Origin of the sequence: uncultured Gelidibacter sp. (genome assembly GCF_947500795.1) — a bacterium.
Lineage (GTDB): Bacteria > Bacteroidota > Bacteroidia > Flavobacteriales > Flavobacteriaceae > Gelidibacter.
Map to the genome: position 1 here is coordinate 93,397 of NZ_CANMTE010000001.1, position 18,382 is coordinate 111,778.

The following is an 18,382-nucleotide window of genomic DNA, read 5'->3' on the forward strand; positions in this document are numbered from 1 at the left end:
GAGATAAGGTCAAAGGTATTCTTATGATAATCCTTATGGTAATAGCCGCATTTCTGCTTTATTTTTTTGTGCTAAAAGGAAATATTCATAAGCATTAATGAATTAAGATAATAAAATATTCCAAGTGGTTTGTGTGGCTACAAAAATTGAAGTGGAAATGATTGATATATAGTAAAAATGATATTCTATGTCGGAAAATAGACGGAATAGACGAAATAAAAAAAGCAATAAAGTACCCTCTGTAAAAAATAGTATTACCAAAAAAGATAAAATAATTTGGATTAGTATTCTAATCGTTGTTATTGTGTTAATCTTCTTTGTACTGTTCTTGCAATTCCTAAAGTACTTTATATCTATTTAATTAATTACAATTTTAAATGCAACGTTATTGCAGAAGATTAAGTGAAAATAATGATACCCAGAATGAATGACGACAAATTACGACGATATATTAAAAAAATTAGACAATAAATTAGATATTCTTGAAATAGAAGAACAAGATATTTTACTCAAAGCTGAAAAAGGGATTAAACTTGCAAAACAGACCCTTAAATCAGTTAGAAGTATCGTAGTTGATTATGAATTTGAAACCAAATTAGAGGAAATTCATTTCTTTAAATGTACTAAACCAAAAATTTATAGCAAACTTATTTATTACGTAAAATTATTTAACATTGAAAGTAAAAGACCCAGGGGAAGCAATAAATCGCAAGTAAAGTATTTGAACAATTATATTGAGAAACTTCAAACCTACTTTAACGACAATCTTGATTTTTACCATTATTACCGCAGGGAAGCTACTGTATTTGATGAGCAATATTTTTTAAGAGGCAAGGCAGATATTCGGTTGTTCCCAGACTCATTTCACTTTTTTGTTGATGAAGAATTTGCAACAAGCCACGATAGTACCGTGGCCTCAATTTAGATGGCACACAAACAGTTAAAACCAATTATCGCTTACAAATGCGGTTGATAAAAGATGCTACCATTTATGGACAACGCTATTCCAAGAATACGCCTATTTATGGATTTGTCAATTTTAAACCCAATCGCACCATCATAGACATTGAGAATATCAATCATCAACCAGTAAAATTGAAAGCCTATGATTTTCAGGATGGTAGCGAAGGCATTTATGTTGAAAACAGTTTTAGAGCAGAAGTTACCAATGAAATTGTTGGCGATATGGTGGACGACATTAATATTACTGGTGTTCCGCAAGTAAGCGGTTTCAAGAAAATATTCCAACGTAACCATAAAAACGTAAAGGTTACGATAACCGATAATTACAAACTCATTTTAAGACTTCCTAAAACAAAATATCAAGGAAAGCCCATAATGGGCAATTAATAAACTCACTCTTATGAAAACATATATCACATTACTGTTATTGATTTGTTCAATGTCAATTTCAGCACAGCAACCCCTTGACACTATTTACGCCAACGACCAGAAAAACGTTGCCCTGTTTTTTCCAAACCCTATTCGACAAGGAATTACAGGAGCTTCCAATTTTGTATTCACCTATAATCGTGAGAAAGAGCAGTATTTCGGTTTGTTACAGGCGAAGCCTGGAACAGAAAGCAACCTATTGACCGTTACAAGTGATGGTCGCGTTTATTCTTATATTTTGAAATATTCTGAAAAACTTCCAGAACTGAATTATTTTATCAATGAAAATGAAAGCATTGGCAGTGAACTTCCGGAAAAGATTAAGCAGAAGCCAGAAGTTAAACCGTTGAACGAATATGCAAATAGAATAACACATTTTCAAAAATTCAGCGAGTATTTATTAAAATCCAACTTTGAGCGTATTGAAACCAAACGCAAAAAAGGAATTAAAGTCCAATTACAAAAAATAGCGTATGATGCTTCTGAAGTGTATTTGGTTATAGAGGTCAAGAACAGGTCTGGAATCGATTTTGAAATTGACTACATTAAAGTTTATAGAACCAACGGAAACAAAAAGCGTAAAGCCTCTTACCAAAGATTACAACAAGAAGTTATTTACAAACACAAAATGCCATATTCCATTACTGATGGAGAAAGTCAATGCTTTGTGTATGTAGTTCCAAAGTTTGTTTTAGGCGACAACGAAAAGTTAATGCTGGAGCTGAAGGAGCTAAAAGGGAGCAGAAAAATGATTTTGGAAACCAAAATTTAAGAGGTGTTTATCACCTCTTTTTTTTGTGATTAAAAAAGTATCTTTGTTATAAATATAACAAATTTATTGACAACTAAAATTAGAATGAATAACGAACAAACCGCAATACGAACAACTTATTTCAGCATAATTGGGAATACTGCTTTAGCCTTAATTAAAGGACTTGCGGGATTTTTTGGAAATTCTTATGCTTTAATTGCAGATGCGATTGAATCGACAACGGATATTTTTGCTTCATTTTTAGTTTTATTAGGTTTTAAATATGCAAAACGACCAGCGGACGAAAATCATCCCTATGGACACGGCAAAATTGAGCCATTAATTACCTTTGGAGTTGTTACATTCCTTGTTGTTTCTGCCACAATAATCGCCTATGAAAGTATTCAAAACATTCAAACACCTCATAAAATCCCGAAATCTTGGACTTTGATTGTGCTAGGTCTAATAATAGCTTGGAAAGAAATCTCATTTCAAATTGTAATTAAAAAAAGTAAACAAACAAATAGTTCATCATTAAAAGCAGATGCTTGGCATCATAGAAGTGATGCCATAACTTCGGTAATGGCCTTTATCGGTATTTCGATAGCAATCATATATGGAAAAGGTTATGAAACAGCAGATGATTGGGCTGCCTTATTCGCTTCTGGATTCATTTTATATAATAGTTATTTAATATTACGTCCAGCTTTAGGAGAAGTTATGGACGAACAACTTTATGACGAACTGATAATTGAAATTAGAGAAAAATCAACAGAAGTTCAAGGTGTTTTAGGAACAGAGAAATGTTTTATTAGAAAATCCGGAATGAAATTCCACGTGGATTTACACGCAATTGTGAATAATGAAATTTCGGTAAAATCTGGTCACGACATTGCTCATAAGTTAAAAGACCATTTACAAAAAGAAATACCGAATTTAGGACACATACTAATTCATATTGAACCGAATTAATAAAAGCAATATATTCATAAAAATTGTCTATTCTGATAAGCAAAGAAAAGTTACTAATCTTTCCTATCCGTTTTAAAACCAATTCGTTCCCTGTTATGCTGTTCAATCTGTACCTTGTCCTTTTGCAGTAAATAATTCAAAGCCTGATGAATGTCCTTAAATTTGATATTCATTTCTTTTTCAAGTTGGGCTATATGTTCTTTAAGGTTGCTATAATCTGTAAGATGCTGCCGTAACGCTACAAATGCACGCATAATAGATATATTTACGTCAATGGCCTTGTCGCTGTTAAGTACGCTAGAAAGCATTGCCACGCCCTGTTCGGTAAAGGCAAACGGAGTGGCAGGACTAAATTTAATGTTCTCTGGAAGGTTGTCACAATTTGTGATAACCTCTTTCCACTCATCTTTTGAAAGCTGAAACATAAAATCATCGGGGAAACGTTTAAGATTACGTCTAACCGCTTGTTTTAGTACTCTAGTTTCTACTTCATAGAGTTCAGCAAGGTCAAAATCAAGAATAACTTTGTTTCCTTGAATATTATGGATTTTATTTTTTATTATAGATAGTTCCATTGTATTTTTAATTAACTGGAATTATGAATTTTGAGAAACCACTTTAGAGATAGATTCATTTTCTATCTCATTGAATTGAGCCCTTAATTTTTGCATATCATCACTTACTTTACGTTCAATGACTTTAGCATAAATTTGGGTTGTAGATATTCGGGAGTGACCCAACAATTTTGAAACCGTCTCAATGGGCATACCATTACTTAATGTAACCGTTGTAGCAAATGTATGTCGGGCAATGTGGAAAGTAAGGTTCTTTTTAATACCACAAACATCAGCAATTTCCTTTAAATAAGAATTTAGTTTTTGATTTGAGATTTTAGGAAATATACTTCCTTGTGATATTGATTTACGGTTGCTCTTGTATTTTTCAACAATTTGCATCGCCTTTGGCAACAAAGGTATTCGTATGGGCTTTGTCGTCTTTTCCCGTTTGTAATAAATCCAAAGTTCGCCATCGATGCCAATACAGATATTATCCGCAGTTAAATGGATGACATCGATATAACTTAAACTGGTATAGCAACTAAAAACAAACAAATCCTTTACCAATTCCAATCTTGGAATGCTAAATTGTTTATTTTCTATCTCTTGAAGCTCTTCGAGACTTAAAAAGCCTCTTTCGTTTTTAATGAATTTAGATTTGAAATTGATAAATGGGTCGCGTTGAATCCAACCCAATTTAAACGATAAATTTATCATCTTTCTAAAACGCTCGATATGCTTCATTACGGTATTGTTGCCCATTGGCTTTTGATGGTCTTCTGGTATGTAGTCCCGGAGATATTTCTCAAACTTTATGATAAAGTGATAATCAAGTTCCCGTAAATAAAGGTCTGTGGTCTTATAGGATTTCGATAAAAATTTGGAGATATAACTCTGTGTAGTGTAATAATTTTTTTGTGTTCCCCACTTTAATTTGTTTACCATATCTTCATTATGGTAATTGATAATATCTGTAATGGAACGATTATTTTCGTCATTACCGAAATATCGAGCCTTAACGACCTGTGCGGTAATCAATTTATGCTCATTCATTAAATCGCGATAACATTTAAACAGATGATTGTAAGTTTCATCTAAATAACTGTTTAGAATTCTTGATTTCTGATTTGTTCCCCGAGCTCTGTTTTTATGGACATCCCAATCAGACACTAAAACTTTTCGTTTTAGACTGATGGTAGCTCGCTTGCCATTTACCGTAATTCTTGCGTAAATAGATGCTTGGTCATTTTTTGCCCTGGAGAAGTCCGCCCAGAACAAAATACTGAAGGTGGTAGATGTTTTCATTATTTCGTCTTTTAGTTAACAATAATTCGTTGTTATCAGACGAAAGTCAAATCACTTATAAAGATACATTTATTTATTGATTAGCAGACCGTTGGTCATAAATCTGGTCAACACTTTTTGAAATTTTAATTTGTTATCCGATTTGTTGACATTTTTAATCAAAACATATCAATTCTTATGATATTCTTAAAAACAGAAAAACCTGAAAATCATACGATTAACAGGTTTTTGTTATAGATTGATACTATAATTTGTCGGGGTGGCAGGATTCGAACCTGCGACCTCCGCGTCCCAAACGCGGCGCGATAACCGGGCTACGCTACACCCCGAAGTGGTTATCTTTGTCTCGACTCCTGGAAATCGAGGTGCAAATATATGGTTTTTCTTTAAATTGTAACAAATTTTATTTCTAAATTTATAGATTAATCTCTAACTGTATGAAAATCAAAAATTACGTCGCCATAATAATGGCTTTTGTTGGTCTCAGTTCATGTGCCCAAGATAAAAATCCTGTGAATACCAATCATGATTATGAATTGGTTGTTTCGGAATTGACTAATCCCTGGGGATTTGTGTTTTTGCCTGACAATTCCATGTTGATCAATGAAAAGGAAGGTAAAATCATTCATTTTAAAGAGGGCCAGAAAACATTCATAGAAGGTGTCCCGGAAGTATATAATAGAGGTCAGGGCGGATTATTGGATATAGCCCTTCATCCAAATTATAAAGAAAACGGGTGGATCTACATCACCTACGCATCTTCCGAAGGGGAAGGCGATGGTGGGAATACGGCATTGATGCGTGCAAAACTCGAGAACAATACACTTATTAATAAGGAACTACTTTATAAAGCCACTCCAAATACAACTAAAGGACAACATTTTGGTTCACGAATAGTTTTTGATAGGGATGGTTATTTGTATTTTACCATTGGCGAAAGAGGCGATCGGGATGTGAATCCGCAGGATATAACAAGAGATGGTGGTAAAGTGTATCGCTTAAATGATGATGGGTCGATTCCTAATGATAACCCTTTTGTGAATGAGGCTAATGCCAAAAAAGCAATTTATTCCTACGGGCACCGTAATCCGCAAGGAATGGTTCTGCATCCTGAAACCGGTGCCATTTGGACTCATGAGCATGGCCCAAGAGGCGGGGATGAAATAAATATTATAAAAAAAGGCGCCAATTATGGGTGGCCAGTCATCAGTTATGGTATCAACTATGTTGGCACTAAATTCACTGATATTACTGAAAAAGAGGGCATGGAACAACCGCTGCATTATTGGGATCCTTCTATTGCACCGAGTGGTATGGCCTTTATTACTAGTGATATTTATCCGGGTTGGAAGGGCGATTTATTGGTAGGTTCGTTAAAGTTTATGTATGTGGATAAAGTGGTGTTGAAAGATGGGAAAGTGGAAAAGGAAGAGCGCCTTTTAGATGGGTTAGGGCGTGTTAGATCAATTAATCAAGGGCCTGATGGTTACATTTATGTAGGCATTGAAAATAAAGGCATTGTAAAGTTGTTACCTAAAAAATAATGAAAACAATGATAGCTATAATTGTATTTTTAAGTGTGTTATTTTCTTGTAATACCACACCAAAGCAAACCCCAGAATTAAAAGAGAGCATGGCAAGAGGTGCAGTAGTTTATGAGAATTTCTGTATGAACTGCCACATGCCAAACGGAGAGGGTATTCCCAAAGCGTTTCCGCCTTTGGCGAAAGCTGATTATTTAATGAAAAAACGTCAAGAAAGTATCAAAGCGGTTAAATACGGATTGTCTGGAGAAATTACTGTTAATGGTGTTGTTTATAATAGCAGTATGGCGGCTTTAGGACTTTCTGATAATGAAGTTGCTGACGTTATGAATTATGTTTTAAATTCGTGGGGAAATGACGACGGGAAAATAGTTACACCCTCAGAAGTTTCTAAAATTGAGCCGTAGTAGTTCTTAATAATTGGTTAAATTTGCCCTGAAATTTAAAAATTAAAAGATGCTGATTATAGGAATAGCTGGAGGTACAGGATGTGGCAAAACTACCGTTGTCAATCAAATTTTAAAAGAACTGCCTGAAGGTGAAGTAGGTGTTATTTCTCAAGATTCCTATTATAAGGATACCACACATTTAAGCTTTGAAGAACGTGTAAAAATTAATTTTGACCATCCACGATCTATCGATTTTGAGCTGTTGGAAAGTCATTTAAAAGATTTAAAGGAAGGTAAGGATGTCCACCAACCTGTTTATTCGTTCATTAAGCACAACAGAACAGGAGATACCATCTTGACACATCCACGTAAAGTGATGATTGTTGAGGGGATTTTGATTCTGACCAATCCGGAATTGCGCGACATGTTCGACATTAAAATATTTGTGCATGCAGATAGTGACGAACGCTTAATTAGACGTTTAAAACGTGATATCTCTGAACGAGGACGCGATTTAGATGAGGTATTGGCGCGTTATCAAAATACGCTAAAACCAATGCACCAACAATTTATTGAGCCGATGAAGGAATACGCAGACCTTATCATCCCAAATAATAAGTACAACACCGTAGCAGTAGATATCGTTAAAAGTATCATTAACCAACGCTTAGTATAAGTTGAAAATCAAAACTAAATACCTGAAGTTCTTCAAGAACATGTACGTACTCATATTTATTGTGTTCGTAGGATGGATGCTATTTTTTGATGCCAATTCGTACTTAATCCATCGTGAATTGAATAAGGAAATGGAGGATTTGGAAGATGAGCGCGATTATTATAAAAAGGAAATCCTGAAGGATAAAAAAGCGATAAAAGCTTTAAGTACTGAAGAGGGACTTGAGCGATTGGCTCGAGAGAAATATTACATGAAGCGCGAGAATGAAGAAATTTATATTATCGAATATGAAGATAGTATAAGAAATCAAGAAGATAATGAGTAACACGCTATTTGATGAATTTTCCGAAGCTACTTCCAAACAATGGAAACAGCTCATTCAATATGATTTAAAGGGAGCTGACTACAATGAAACCTTGGTCTGGAAGACAGATGAAGGCATTCACGTCAAGCCGTTTTATCATGCTGATGAGTTTGAAAAGCTTCCCGAAGTTTCTGATACGAAAGCAACAGATTGGCAAATTTGTCAAGCCATTTATGTTGCCAATGTTGAAAAATCCAATCTCAAGGCTGTCAATGCCATTGCGCGAGGGGCGGAAAGTATAACATTTATTTTACCCTCAGAAGCTATCGTTATTAAAGACCTTTTGGTCAACATCAATCTGACAAAAGTCACCGTATATTTAGAGTGTCAATTCTTGTCTGAAGCTTTTGTTAAGCATTTCGATTTTATTCCAAGTAAGGAAAATATCCATATCTACACTGATATTATTGGCAATCTGGCCAAAACAGGCAATTGGTTTAAAAACCTGAAAGCGGACCATCTAGAGTTTGAAGCTATCGTAAAACACACAAACTCGTTTTCAATCAATCTCAATTTATATCAAAATGCTGGTGCCAATATGGTGCAGCAATTAGCATACGGTTTGGCTCATGCCAATGAGTATTTGAATCATTTTGAGACTGTACTTTCAGCTGAGGAGAAACAAAGTTTTAAAGTGATTTTCAATGTTTCTGTGGGAACAAATTATTTCTTTGAAATAGCAAAACTACGCGCATTAAGAGATTTGTGGCGCGCTTTGGCAGATGCTTATCATTTTAATCCAGAATGTGTAATTGTTGTAAAACCAACAAAACGAAACAAAACGCTTTACGATTATAACACCAATATGTTGCGAACTACCACGGAATGCATGAGTGCTATTTTGGGAGGCGCAAACACGATATGTAATGTGCCTTATGATGCTATCTATCACAAGGATAATGAGTTTTCAGAGCGAATCGCAAGAAACCAAATGTTGGTCTTAAAACATGAAAGCTACCTTGATAAGGTAAACAATCCTGCTGATGGCGCATATTATATTGAAAGTCTAACCGATCAATTGGCAGAGAAATCTTTAGCATTATTCAAAGATATTGAAGCTACAGGTGGATTTTTACATCAGCTAAAAGAAGGTATTATTCAAAAGAAGATAAAGGAAAGTGCGGCAAAAGAGCAAAGCCAATTTGATAAAGGCGAATTGATCTTGTTGGGCACAAATAAACATCCTAATGCTGATGATAAAATGAAACAGGAATTGGAATTGTATCCTTTCGTAAAGAAAAATCCTGTAAAAACTTTAATAGAGCCTATTATTGAAAAACGTTTGGCAGAAGCTGTTGAACAAAAACGACTGGATGATGAGTAGAAAGAATGTACAAGATATCGTTTTAAAGCCTAAAGATTCTACAGCAAAAAACCTGAATTCGGAACCGTTTCAGACCGCAGAAGATATTGATGTGCAACCAACATACTCTAAAGCAGATTTAGAGAATGTAGAACATCTTAATTTTATTGCAGGCTTGGCGCCAAATTTACGCGGACCGTACTCAACCATGTATGTACGCAGACCTTGGACCATTCGTCAGTATGCGGGATTTTCTACAGCTGAAGAAAGTAATGCATTTTACAGACGAAATTTAGCAGCTGGACAAAAAGGTTTATCCGTAGCTTTTGATTTGGCAACCCATCGCGGTTATGATTCTGACCATGAACGAGTGGTTGGAGATGTTGGTAAAGCTGGTGTGGCTATTGATTCTGTCGAGGATATGAAAATCCTCTTTGATCAAATTCCTTTAGATAAAATGTCAGTGTCCATGACTATGAATGGCGCTGTATTGCCTATTATGGCGTTTTATATCGTTGCAGCAGAAGAACAAGGCGTGAAACCTGAGCAATTGGCCGGCACGATTCAAAATGATATTTTAAAGGAGTTTATGGTGCGGAATACTTATATCTATCCGCCAACACCATCCATGAAAATCATCTCTGATATTTTTGAATATTCGAGTAAAAACATGCCAAAATTTAATAGTATCAGTATTTCTGGATACCATATGCAAGAAGCTGGTGCTACGTGTGATATTGAATTGGCATACACATTAGCTGACGGTCTGGAATATATCAGAAAAGGACTGGATGCGGGAATGGATATTGACACGTTTGCACCCCGATTGTCCTTCTTTTGGGCTATTGGCATGAATCATTTTATGGAAATCGCCAAAATGCGTGCTGCACGTATGTTATGGGCGAAAATGGTGAAACAATTCAACCCTAAAAATGATAAATCGCTTTCTTTGCGTACCCATTGTCAGACGTCTGGTTGGAGTTTAACCGAACAAGATCCATTCAATAACGTGGCAAGAACTACTATTGAAGCCGCCGCAGCAGCATTTGGAGGTACTCAGAGTTTGCACACCAATGCCTTAGACGAAGCAATTGCATTACCAACAGATTTTTCGGCAAGAATCGCTAGAAATACCCAACTTTTTCTGCAGCAGGAAACCCACATCACCAAAACGGTTGATCCTTGGGCAGGTAGTTACTATGTGGAGAAACTGACTCACGATATTGCCCAAAAAGCATGGGAACTGATTGAAGAAGTTGAAGCGCTTGGAGGAATGACCAAAGCTATTGAAGCTGGGATTCCGAAGTTACGAATTGAGGAGGCTGCTGCCCGCAAACAGGCACGAATTGATTCTACACAAGATATAATTGTTGGCGTGAACAAATACCGATTGGAAAAGGAAGATCCAATTTCAACATTGGAAGTCGATAATCAAACGGTAAGACTATCACAAATAGAACGTTTAAACAGAATTAAATCTGAACGTGACAATGCAAAAGTGAAAGCTGCATTGTCAAAATTAACTGAAGTTGCACGTACGGGTGAAGGTAATTTATTAGCTTTAGCTGTCGAAGCCGCTCGAGAACGCGCTACTCTAGGTGAAATTAGCGATGCATTAGAAGACGTTTTCGGTAGGTATAAAGCTCAGATAAAATCATTTTCAGGCGTGTATAGAAAAGAGATAAAAGACGACAGCTCCTTTAAAAGAGCGCGGGAATTGGCTGATAAATTTGCGGAACAAGATGGACGTAGACCACGAATTATGATCGCAAAAATGGGGCAGGATGGTCATGATAGAGGCGCAAAAGTGGTCGCTACAGGTTACGCTGATGTTGGTTTTGATGTTGATATTGGTCCGTTATTCCAAACCCCAAAAGAAGCTGCAAAACAAGCCGTGGAAAATGATGTCCATATATTAGGGGTGTCTTCATTGGCAGCCGGACATAAAACCTTAGTGCCACAGGTTATTGAAGAGCTTAAAAATTATGGTCGTGAAGATATTATGGTCATTGTCGGTGGTGTGATTCCAAAACAAGATTATCAATATTTATTTGATGCGGGAGCCGTGGCTGTTTTTGGTCCTGGTACACGAATCAGTGACGCCGCTATTCAAATTCTCGAAATCTTAGTGGATTAATATCCTGAATATTTTTTGAAATTAGAACTCTACAATAGTAAGCTAAGATAATTAGCTGCTAAATTTTATTGCTGAAATAATCGCCCTAAACACCTCAAATTTGTTCGACAGAGACTTCTTATTAAAGCAATTAGAGCAGAATACTGTTTGGGATGTGATTATTATAGGAGGCGGAGCAACCGGTTTGGGAGTTGCGATAGATAGCGCCACAAGAGGCTACAAAACTTTACTCTTAGAGCAGTCTGACTTTGCAAAAGGGACCTCGAGTAGGAGCACCAAACTAATTCATGGTGGCGTTCGGTATTTGGCTCAGGGCAACCTGGATTTGGTTAAAGAGGCCCTTTATGAAAGAGGTTTATTGCTAAAAAATGCGTCGCATTTGGTCCGAAACCAATCTTTTATAATTCCGACATATAGTTGGTGGGATACGTTTTTTTATACGTTTGGGTTAAAAACATACGATTTCTTCTCTGGAAAACTGAGTTTTGGTAAATCTGAATGGATTTCCAAAACTAAGACTGCATCCCGACTTCCCACAATCAAAAGTGAGCATCTTAGTGGAGGTGTTGTATATTCCGATGGTCAATTTGACGATGCGCGTTTAGCTATCAATATGGCACAAACGGCTATTGAACAAGGCGCAACCGTGTTGAATTATGTTAAGGTTGGCGGTTTACAAAAAGATTCACAAGGACAAATCAAGGGCGTAAGTGCTATTGATGTCGAAACTCAACATCACTATTACTTAAGCACAAAAGTGGTCATAAATGCTACAGGTGTGTTTACGGATGACATCCTTCAGATGGACGATCCGGAAGCCAAACATACGGTGAGGCCGAGTCAGGGAATTCATTTGGTTTTTGATCGTTCCATATTGTCAGGGAATGACGCAGTGATGATCCCGAAAACGGTAGATGGCAGAGTTCTGTTTTTAGTCCCATGGCATAATAGAGTGGTAGTAGGAACCACAGATACTTTAGTAGAGCGGCATCAGTTAGAGCCGGAGCCCTTAGAAAATGAGGTCGATTTTATTTTAAATACATTAAATACGTATTTAAAGGTAAAGGTCACAAAAGCTGATGTTTTGAGTCAGTTCGCTGGGCTACGACCACTTGCTGCTCCAAAAAATGCTTCGGAAAAAACCAAAGAAATTTCCCGAAGTCATAAAGTTATTGTTTCTGCATCCGATTTAATAACGATTACTGGAGGTAAGTGGACCACGTATAGGCGTATGGCGCAGGACACCATTAATAAAGCGATTGCATTAGGGAAGTTGCCTAAAAAGGTCTGTGTGACAGAGAAACTAAGTATCCATGGCGCCGATGGATCAGCAGATGATACGGATCATCTTTATATTTATGGTACGGATCAGAAATTTATTGAAGCACTTATTGAGGAAGCTCCGGAATTAGGTGAGAAATTGCATCCGCGTTTGGAGTTTTTAAAAGCGGAGGTGGTGTGGGCAATCAAAAATGAAATGGCAAGAACCATTGAAGATGTGTTGGCTAGACGCGTACGAATCTTATTTTTGGATGCTAGAGCAGCACTGGAAGTAGCTCCAATTGTCACTGAATTATTCGGAAAGTACCTTGGAAAAAATGCTGAATGGCAGCATTTACAACTTCAAGAATTTAAGAAATTAGCCGAGCGTTATATTCTAAAGTAAAAAAATAACTTGTTGTGATTTATTCAATTCGTTTGTAATTCTCAGAGTAAATACGATTTCCTAAATCATCAACTTCAATTTGAATGAATTTATCTTTATCTAAATGGAGTTCGTATTTAAATTCCTTCTTTTCATCTATGATTTTTTTCATCATTTCTGAGCCGTATTCAAGTGTTTCCTTTAGTTCTTTATCAGTGTTATTATAATTGCCATACCCAAACCATTCCGTAGAATCTCCAGGAACGTTTTTGCTCCACATCACTTTATTGTCTGTGTACATTTTAACCTGCCTAAAGCCATGATTGATTTTAAATGAATCAGCAATTTTGTTATCAACATAATTATAATACCCTACCATTTCCCATGTACCATTGAGCTTCATGGCTTGTTCTTCCATATGTGATTCAGTGATAATATTTGATTTTTCGTGATCGTTGCAAGCTGTAAAAGTGAATAACACAATTAAAAGGAAAGAAAGTTTCATGACGCTAAGTTTTTGATTATTAAGGAATAACTATTCCTAATTTACAAAAAAAAGTGGACTTTCTTGAATATATTTTTCTTAACTAGGTCTGAATTTTTTATCAATCCCTCAATTTATGCCTTTCACCTCCTTGTAGGGTGTTTTAGAGTATGCTGTTGCAATCCATTATTTAATGTTTAATATAGACTGTTTTTCTATTTACAAATTCGTGAATTCCTTCTTTGGAAAGTTCTCTTCCATAACCAGATGCTTTTGTGCCGCCAAAAGGAAGTCGCGCGTCCGATTTTACAAGTTCATTTACAAAGTAAGCACCGTCGTCGATGATGGAGATATATTCTTGTGCAAGCTCAATAGATTGTGTAAAAACCATAGTGCCTAGACCAAATCTACTATCTGACGCTATCTTGAAAGCTTCTTCAGCATTTTTGACCTTCATGATGGGTGCGACAGGGCCAAAGGTTTCTTCTTTGAACACAGGCATGTCCTTGGTGATATTTGTTAGTATTGTAGGGGCAAAATAAGCATTGTCTTGCTCATTCCCGATAACTAGAGTAGCTCCAAGCGCAATAGAATCGTCCACTTGTTTTTTTATAATATCAGCGATATCTTTTCTTGCCAAGGTTCCAAAGGTGGTGTCAGACTTCAGGGGGTCATCATGTTTAAGTTTGGATACCTTGTCTTTAAATCGTTTTAGAAATTCGTCATAAATAGATTCCGTGACGATAAAGCGTTTGGCGGCAATACAGCTTTGTCCCGCATTTTGCATCCTCGCATTCACAATCGTGTCCATATAGGTATCCAAATCGGCATCATCAAGAATAATGCAAGCATTGTTTCCACCTAGTTCTAAAACAGTTTTCTTTAAGTTTTTACCGGCTGTTTCAGCAATTTTTCTACCTGCTTTCTCACTTCCTGTTAAGGTGACAGCCTTAATGCCATCATTGGCTATAAGTTCCTCAATCGCATCATGACCAGCCAAAATGGTCGTAAAACAACCTTTAGGGTAGCCTGCTTTTTCAAAAAGCTCTTCAATGGCCAACGCACAACCAGTTACATTGCCGGCGTGTTTAAGGATTGCGGTATTTCCTGCAGTTAATGTAGGAAGTGCAAATCTCATAACCTGCCAAAATGGGTAATTCCATGGCATTATGGCCAAAATAGTGCCCAGGGGATCATAACTTATAAAACTTTCTGTAGCTTCCGTTTCAATAAGTTCATCGGCTAAGAAATCGTCAGCATTAACGGCGTAGAAATCGCATAAAGTGATACACTTTTCAATCTCAGCAATACTTTGACTGATAGGTTTCCCCATTTCTTGCGTCATTAATTCGGCAAGTTCCTGTTTGTCATCGTCCATTACTTGCGCCAGATTCAATAATAGTCTGCAGCGCTCCTTAATAGAGGTGTGTCGCCACTCGTAAAAACGCTTATTGGCAGTGTCCAGGATGGTTTTTAATTCGGTTGCGGTATGTAGTTGATATTCCTTAAGGGTCTTATTGTTGAAAGGATTGACTGTTTTTATAGAATTTTTCATAATCAAGCTTATTAATGTTAAATTAGTCGTAAAACCTTTACATTTTAGGATATGATACGTAATTTTACTAATATATAATTGAGTGTTTACCGAAATTATAGGAATTTAACAAGGTCTGCAAGTACTATTGTGTAATAGTCAAAATATTATCGTAATGAGGTAATATAGATCTAAATAGGTATCTATTTTTGTTAAACTTAAAACAATTAATAATTAATAATTTAAAATAAAATTATGGGAAATAATAGTAGTAATACGCTTATCGGTATTTTAGCTGGTACAGCAATTGGAGCAACTTTAGGAATTTTATTCGCACCGGATAAAGGTATTAATACAAGACAACGAATTTCAGACGAAGCTTTGTCGGCAAAAGACAAGTTAGCTGAAAGTGCTATGTCAGCAAAAGATACTCTTGCGAGTAAAGCATCTCATTTAAGAGATAGTTTTGTTGACACTGTAGCGTCAAAAAAAATGACTTTAGATGAAAAGGTTGATCATATTATGTCTGATGCAAGCCACAAGACTGAAGATGTTATCTCAACATTGGAAAACAAATTGGCGATGTTAAAAGATAAAAATAAGAAATTCCAAAAATTCTAAATTGACTCTATGAATGTTTTTGAATCTATAAATAATACATCCAATAAAGCTACTGATATTGGAGAACAATACCTTGATAAAACTCAAGAGTATATTAAGTTAAAAGTTTTTCAACAAGTTTCCTATACTGTTAGTATGTTAGGAAAGGCGTTAGCTATTGGTGGTGTATTATTTATAGGTTTAATTTTTTTAGCTTTCGCTTCAGCTATTTCCATTGGTGATGCTATAGGCCATGTGGCTTGGGGTTACCTCATTGTGGGAGCTGTTTTTGTAATTGGCGCTCTTGTAATCTATAAAACGAGACATTTGATTGACAGTGCGATAATTAAAAAAATTCAAACCAAAATATTTAAATAATTTATGAAAACTTACCAATCCTTTGACGAAATCGAGTATGATTTGAACAGGCTTAAACTTGAAAGACAGATTGCTTGGGAAGAACTGAAGGGTGTTAAGAATCAGTTTCAAGAAGACATGCAACCACTTAATTGGGTGTCAACAGGTGTAAAGTTTGCAGGTAAATATGGCATTTTTGTCTTATTGAAAAAGTTATTTAGAAAATAAATCCTAATCACGGATTTCATTATCATCATCTAAAACAATCACTTGCTTCTTAAATGCGTGAGGCGTCATATTGTATTTGTCCCTGAAAATTTTCGAAAAATAACTTCTACTCGTAAATCCAATCGTGTATACGATTTGAGAAATATTCAAATCAGTAGTATTCATTAAATCTCTAGCAGCCTCTAATCGAACATGTCTTATGTATTCGGTTACTGTTTTAGCATATAAAAATTTAAATCCTTCTTGTAGTTTGGCTTGAGAAAGTCCAGAATCTTTCGAAAGTTGATCTAATTTATAATTAACGGAAGGGTCCTTCAAGATTTTATTCGCAAACTTACTAATCACCTTTAATTCATTCTTCAATAATGTATTTGGAATGGGATGGTTATTTTCATGTTTGTCATGTCGAGCGATATGCATCGCCAATAATTGGTACACTTTGCCCTCAATTTGAAGTATTCTTGTCATGCCTTCAGCTTTCAGATCACGCAATGATTTTACATGATCTTCCATTCTTAAGTGGATAGGACTGTAATAAGCATAGGTTGTTTCATTGCTTTCGTCTACAAACACCCGATACAAATTTTCGGTTAATTCAGACAGTTGGTTGTTTCGTTTTTTTAAAAACTCCGTTCTTATAATTCGGATATTATTAAAAATGATGTGTGTTGCTTTTGGGAGTAGTGTATAATGTTTGATGTTATCTTCGGCAACTATAATAGAGGAGTGGTATTGACCAATAGTCTGGAATTCCTCCTGATTTTCAAAACGGTGTTTGTAACAACCATGGGAGCAGTAAGTGAAATGAATGGGATTGGCATTTTTGTGAGGATCTATAAACAAGATGTCTTCAAAGAAAATAGAATTTAATTCAAATAAGCTCACACCCCAGTCAAAACTGATACATCTGATGCATCCTTTTCCAATGGCATTATCAAATCTTAAGGTGTATTCTCCCCATCGCTCATGAATTTCGCCACCTAAAAAACTTTTCATCTGTTTTAAGGCCTCTTCCGTACTATCAGCTTCAATAGTGATTTTTATCATTACTCCCGGATTTTAATAAAAAACTAATCTATAAATATTCGTAAAAACCTAGAGATTGAGGTAATGTATCACAAGTAACTCTAACTTGTTGATTAACAAATATACACAATGTTCATTTGAAAAACCGAACCTTAATAATTTCTGTTTACATTTTATAATTTTTACTACTTAAAAATAAGGAATTGTATACAGTTAAATTTTTCTCCGATTGAGGACTCAAAGTAGGGATAATACCTTTAATTTAGTGGTATAGAAAAGGAGTCTTGTACTCTTTTTATACTGGTTGGTTAGTTAGGAAGAATGACCTCAGCACAACTACAAAATTGCTGAGGTATTCTTTTATCCTATTGTGAATGATCTGCAGGTCATATCTTATTACATTCTTGTCTCGATTCCAGTCTTTAAATTCCTAAATCACACATGCTTTAGTTCCTATTTCCCTTTTGAAAAATTGACTTCAATTGGAACATCTTCTTCAATTATTTCAAGACTACATTTTTAATGATTTCTCATGTCAATTATTAATGAAATGTTAATTTGTTGACAGTAAACTGAATGGGTCAATTTTAATCGGAATTGAACTAACTGTCCACTTTAATGATATGTAGTTTTATATAAACTAAAAAACATATATTATGAGTGATTACACAGATAAATTAGGAAATAGGTTAAATGATTTGTTGGAAAAAAATTATGACGCCGAAAAGGGTTTTAAAAAAGCCGCTGAAAACGCAAAACATGTCGGTCTTAAATCTTATTTCTCAAACAAAGCGCAAGAACGCTACAACTTTGGTCACCAATTGAAATCTGAATTGAGGAATTTTGGACAAGAACCACAAGAAAGCGGTAGTGTTGCAGGTGCTGCTCACAGGACTTGGATGGAGGTTAAATCTTGGTTCTCCGCTGATGACGATGAGTCTATGCTTGAAGAAGCGATCAGAGGAGAGAAAGCTTCAGTAAATGAATACCAAGAGGTGCTTTCAGAAACAACAATTCCTGGGTCTACTAAACAATTGTTGCAAACTCAAAAAACTGCAATTGAACAAGGCTTAAACAACATTAAAAGATTGGAAGATTTAAGTTAATACCCCACATTA

At 35.6% G+C, this 18,382-nt stretch carries 19 protein-coding genes, 1 tRNA gene and 1 pseudogene; 15 read left to right on the top strand and 6 right to left on the bottom strand.

Annotation, left to right across the window (positions count from 1 at the left end):
- The first annotated feature begins 427 nt into the window (after nt 1–427).
- From Q0947_RS00365 to Q0947_RS00380, 4 genes and pseudogenes are all read left to right on the top strand, one after another.
- Nucleotides 428–925 (top strand): RteC domain-containing protein, encoded by a 498-nt coding sequence (locus Q0947_RS00365; RefSeq protein ID WP_299389996.1) that lies wholly within the window; start codon nt 428–430, stop codon nt 923–925.
- Nucleotides 926–936: 11 nt separating this feature from the next.
- Nucleotides 937–1,350: pseudogene (gene traM / locus Q0947_RS00370) on the top strand (conjugative transposon protein TraM); the annotation flags it as partial.
- Nucleotides 1,351–1,363: 13 nt separating this feature from the next.
- The gene (locus Q0947_RS00375; RefSeq protein ID WP_027126729.1) at nt 1,364–2,164 is read left to right on the top strand and encodes a DUF4138 domain-containing protein; all 801 of its coding nucleotides are present in this window, start codon (nt 1,364–1,366) and stop codon (nt 2,162–2,164) included.
- A gap of 84 nt (nt 2,165–2,248) precedes the next feature.
- Nucleotides 2,249–3,115: a cation diffusion facilitator family transporter gene (locus Q0947_RS00380; protein ID WP_025743359.1), complete on the top strand. Its 867-nt coding sequence runs from the start codon at nt 2,249–2,251 to the stop codon at nt 3,113–3,115.
- A gap of 53 nt (nt 3,116–3,168) precedes the next feature.
- On the opposite strand, the gene Q0947_RS00385 is transcribed toward Q0947_RS00380, so the two are convergent.
- The 3 genes from Q0947_RS00385 to Q0947_RS00395 form a co-directional block, all read right to left on the bottom strand.
- Complete coding sequence (locus tag Q0947_RS00385; protein ID WP_025743358.1) at nt 3,169–3,690, bottom strand: ORF6N domain-containing protein; 522 nt, start codon at nt 3,688–3,690, stop codon at nt 3,169–3,171.
- Nucleotides 3,691–3,711: 21 nt separating this feature from the next.
- Nucleotides 3,712–4,977, bottom strand: coding sequence for a site-specific integrase (locus Q0947_RS00390; protein ID WP_025743357.1), 1,266 nt, complete (start codon nt 4,975–4,977; stop codon nt 3,712–3,714).
- Between the two features lie 254 nt (nt 4,978–5,231).
- A tRNA-Pro gene (locus tag Q0947_RS00395) sits at nt 5,232–5,306 on the bottom strand.
- A gap of 108 nt (nt 5,307–5,414) precedes the next feature.
- Here Q0947_RS00395 and Q0947_RS00400 point away from each other — a divergent pair.
- The 7 genes from Q0947_RS00400 to Q0947_RS00430 all read left to right on the top strand — a co-directional run bounded on the left by Q0947_RS00400 (nt 5,415) and on the right by Q0947_RS00430 (nt 13,056).
- The gene (locus tag Q0947_RS00400) at nt 5,415–6,521 is read left to right on the top strand and encodes a PQQ-dependent sugar dehydrogenase (RefSeq protein WP_299390006.1); all 1,107 of its coding nucleotides are present in this window, start codon (nt 5,415–5,417) and stop codon (nt 6,519–6,521) included.
- Nucleotides 6,521–6,928: a cytochrome c gene (locus tag Q0947_RS00405; protein ID WP_299390010.1), complete on the top strand. Its 408-nt coding sequence runs from the start codon at nt 6,521–6,523 to the stop codon at nt 6,926–6,928. The genes Q0947_RS00400 and Q0947_RS00405 overlap by 1 nt, the downstream gene beginning before the upstream one ends.
- A 49-nt stretch (nt 6,929–6,977) precedes the next feature.
- Entirely contained in the window at nt 6,978–7,586 is a 609-nt protein-coding gene (gene udk, locus Q0947_RS00410; RefSeq protein ID WP_299390013.1) for a uridine kinase, read from the top strand.
- 40 nt (nt 7,587–7,626) lie between these two features.
- Nucleotides 7,627–7,911 (top strand): septum formation initiator family protein, encoded by a 285-nt coding sequence (locus Q0947_RS00415; protein WP_299390016.1) that lies wholly within the window; start codon nt 7,627–7,629, stop codon nt 7,909–7,911.
- A complete protein-coding gene (locus Q0947_RS00420) occupies nt 7,904–9,274 on the top strand; it encodes a methylmalonyl-CoA mutase subunit beta (RefSeq protein WP_299390020.1) in 1,371 nt (456 codons plus the stop codon). Before Q0947_RS00415 ends, Q0947_RS00420 begins: the two co-directional genes overlap by 8 nt.
- On the top strand, nt 9,267–11,390 hold the full coding sequence (gene scpA, locus Q0947_RS00425; protein ID WP_299392716.1) for a methylmalonyl-CoA mutase: 2,124 nt from the start codon (nt 9,267–9,269) through the stop codon (nt 11,388–11,390). The genes Q0947_RS00420 and scpA overlap by 8 nt, the downstream gene beginning before the upstream one ends.
- A 100-nt stretch (nt 11,391–11,490) precedes the next feature.
- Nucleotides 11,491–13,056, top strand: coding sequence for a glycerol-3-phosphate dehydrogenase/oxidase (locus Q0947_RS00430; RefSeq protein ID WP_299390023.1), 1,566 nt, complete (start codon nt 11,491–11,493; stop codon nt 13,054–13,056).
- Between the two features lie 19 nt (nt 13,057–13,075).
- Here Q0947_RS00430 and Q0947_RS00435 read toward each other — a convergent pair whose 3' ends face one another.
- Both Q0947_RS00435 and Q0947_RS00440 read right to left on the bottom strand, forming a co-directional pair.
- Nucleotides 13,076–13,540 carry a hypothetical protein gene (locus Q0947_RS00435; RefSeq protein WP_299390026.1) on the bottom strand — a complete coding sequence of 155 codons (465 nt, stop codon included), beginning with the start codon at nt 13,538–13,540 and terminating at the stop codon, nt 13,076–13,078.
- A 169-nt stretch (nt 13,541–13,709) separates the two neighbouring features.
- Nucleotides 13,710–15,074 (bottom strand): NAD-dependent succinate-semialdehyde dehydrogenase, encoded by a 1,365-nt coding sequence (locus Q0947_RS00440; RefSeq protein WP_299390029.1) that lies wholly within the window; start codon nt 15,072–15,074, stop codon nt 13,710–13,712.
- A 234-nt stretch (nt 15,075–15,308) separates the two neighbouring features.
- On the opposite strand from Q0947_RS00440, the gene Q0947_RS00445 reads away from it, so the two are divergent.
- Genes Q0947_RS00445 through Q0947_RS00455 form a run of 3 tightly spaced genes read left to right on the top strand, consistent with a single transcriptional unit; the run spans nt 15,309 to nt 16,238 of the window.
- On the top strand, nt 15,309–15,674 hold the full coding sequence (locus Q0947_RS00445; RefSeq protein ID WP_299390032.1) for a YtxH domain-containing protein: 366 nt from the start codon (nt 15,309–15,311) through the stop codon (nt 15,672–15,674).
- 9 nt (nt 15,675–15,683) lie between these two features.
- Nucleotides 15,684–16,031 (top strand): phage holin family protein, encoded by a 348-nt coding sequence (locus Q0947_RS00450; protein ID WP_299390035.1) that lies wholly within the window; start codon nt 15,684–15,686, stop codon nt 16,029–16,031.
- A 3-nt stretch (nt 16,032–16,034) separates the two neighbouring features.
- A complete protein-coding gene (locus Q0947_RS00455) occupies nt 16,035–16,238 on the top strand; it encodes a DUF6327 family protein (protein WP_299390038.1) in 204 nt (67 codons plus the stop codon).
- 3 nt (nt 16,239–16,241) lie between these two features.
- Here the strand turns inward: Q0947_RS00455 and Q0947_RS00460 are convergent, their stop codons facing one another.
- A complete protein-coding gene (locus Q0947_RS00460; RefSeq protein WP_299390041.1) occupies nt 16,242–17,285 on the bottom strand; it encodes a helix-turn-helix transcriptional regulator in 1,044 nt (347 codons plus the stop codon).
- A gap of 635 nt (nt 17,286–17,920) precedes the next feature.
- Between Q0947_RS00460 and Q0947_RS00465 the strand changes: the two genes are divergently transcribed.
- Complete coding sequence (locus Q0947_RS00465; RefSeq protein ID WP_299390044.1) at nt 17,921–18,370, top strand: PA2169 family four-helix-bundle protein; 450 nt, start codon at nt 17,921–17,923, stop codon at nt 18,368–18,370.
- The last annotated feature ends 12 nt before the right edge of the window (nt 18,371–18,382 follow it).

Coding starts and splice junctions, on each gene's coding strand:
- Q0947_RS00365 (WP_299389996.1), top strand. CDS start 428: ATGACGACAAATTACGACGATATATTAAAAAAATTAGACAATAAATTA.
- Q0947_RS00375 (WP_027126729.1), top strand. CDS start 1,364: ATGAAAACATATATCACATTACTGTTATTGATTTGTTCAATGTCAATT.
- Q0947_RS00380 (WP_025743359.1), top strand. CDS start 2,249: ATGAATAACGAACAAACCGCAATACGAACAACTTATTTCAGCATAATT.
- Q0947_RS00385 (WP_025743358.1), bottom strand. CDS start 3,690: ATGGAACTATCTATAATAAAAAATAAAATCCATAATATTCAAGGAAAC.
- Q0947_RS00390 (WP_025743357.1), bottom strand. CDS start 4,977: ATGAAAACATCTACCACCTTCAGTATTTTGTTCTGGGCGGACTTCTCC.
- Q0947_RS00400 (WP_299390006.1), top strand. CDS start 5,415: ATGAAAATCAAAAATTACGTCGCCATAATAATGGCTTTTGTTGGTCTC.
- Q0947_RS00405 (WP_299390010.1), top strand. CDS start 6,521: ATGAAAACAATGATAGCTATAATTGTATTTTTAAGTGTGTTATTTTCT.
- udk (WP_299390013.1), top strand. CDS start 6,978: ATGCTGATTATAGGAATAGCTGGAGGTACAGGATGTGGCAAAACTACC.
- Q0947_RS00415 (WP_299390016.1), top strand. CDS start 7,627: ATGTACGTACTCATATTTATTGTGTTCGTAGGATGGATGCTATTTTTT.
- Q0947_RS00420 (WP_299390020.1), top strand. CDS start 7,904: ATGAGTAACACGCTATTTGATGAATTTTCCGAAGCTACTTCCAAACAA.
- scpA (WP_299392716.1), top strand. CDS start 9,267: ATGAGTAGAAAGAATGTACAAGATATCGTTTTAAAGCCTAAAGATTCT.
- Q0947_RS00435 (WP_299390026.1), bottom strand. CDS start 13,540: ATGAAACTTTCTTTCCTTTTAATTGTGTTATTCACTTTTACAGCTTGC.
- Q0947_RS00440 (WP_299390029.1), bottom strand. CDS start 15,074: ATGAAAAATTCTATAAAAACAGTCAATCCTTTCAACAATAAGACCCTT.
- Q0947_RS00445 (WP_299390032.1), top strand. CDS start 15,309: ATGGGAAATAATAGTAGTAATACGCTTATCGGTATTTTAGCTGGTACA.
- Q0947_RS00450 (WP_299390035.1), top strand. CDS start 15,684: ATGAATGTTTTTGAATCTATAAATAATACATCCAATAAAGCTACTGAT.
- Q0947_RS00455 (WP_299390038.1), top strand. CDS start 16,035: ATGAAAACTTACCAATCCTTTGACGAAATCGAGTATGATTTGAACAGG.
- Q0947_RS00460 (WP_299390041.1), bottom strand. CDS start 17,285: ATGATAAAAATCACTATTGAAGCTGATAGTACGGAAGAGGCCTTAAAA.
- Q0947_RS00465 (WP_299390044.1), top strand. CDS start 17,921: ATGAGTGATTACACAGATAAATTAGGAAATAGGTTAAATGATTTGTTG.